General features: G+C 74.6%; 1 protein-coding gene. It reads right to left on the bottom strand.

The window, feature by feature from the left end; all coding sequences use genetic code 11:
* Positions 1–185: 185 nt before the first annotated feature.
* On the bottom strand, positions 186–480 hold a 295-nt coding region (locus B7767_RS42165; protein ID WP_143652995.1), incomplete at its 5' end, for an acyl carrier protein.

Here is a 480-nt window from a genome sequence, read left to right as displayed (position 1 = left end):
GGTCGTCCCAGAAGGCGTCGAGGTCGTCGGCGCGGGGGAAACGTCCCGCCATGCCGATGACGGCGACGGCGGGGAGGTCGTCGTCGTGAGGTGCGGTGGTGTCGTGCACGGCCTGTGCCTCGTTCTCTCCCGGCTCGGTGATGTGATGCACGGATGTCGCCTCGTTCCCTCCCGGCCCGGTGGTGTCAGGCACGGTCACGCTCCGTGCCGTGCCGTGCGGACCGGCGGGCGCGGGCGGCGCGTTGGCGTTGTGCCCGGTCCTTGGCGCGGTCCAGGGCGCCGCGCGGTGACGGGGCGGACTCGTGCCGCCGTGCCGGTCCGGCGTCGGTCCCGGTGCCGGCGCCGAGGTGCTCCGACAGGTGGCGTGCCAGGTCCCGGACGGTGGGGTGGGCGAACAGGTCGACCACCGGCAGGTCGGTGCCGAAGGCGCGGTTGACGTCGGTCCGGGCGGTGACCAGGAGCAGGGAGTTGCCGCCCAGG

The organism is Streptomyces sp. 13-12-16 (assembly GCF_002114215.1).
Taxonomy (GTDB): Bacteria; Actinomycetota; Actinomycetes; order Streptomycetales; family Streptomycetaceae; genus Streptomyces.
The sequence above is the reverse complement of the archived record's forward strand: the minus strand, read 5'-3'. Positions and strand labels throughout refer to the sequence as shown.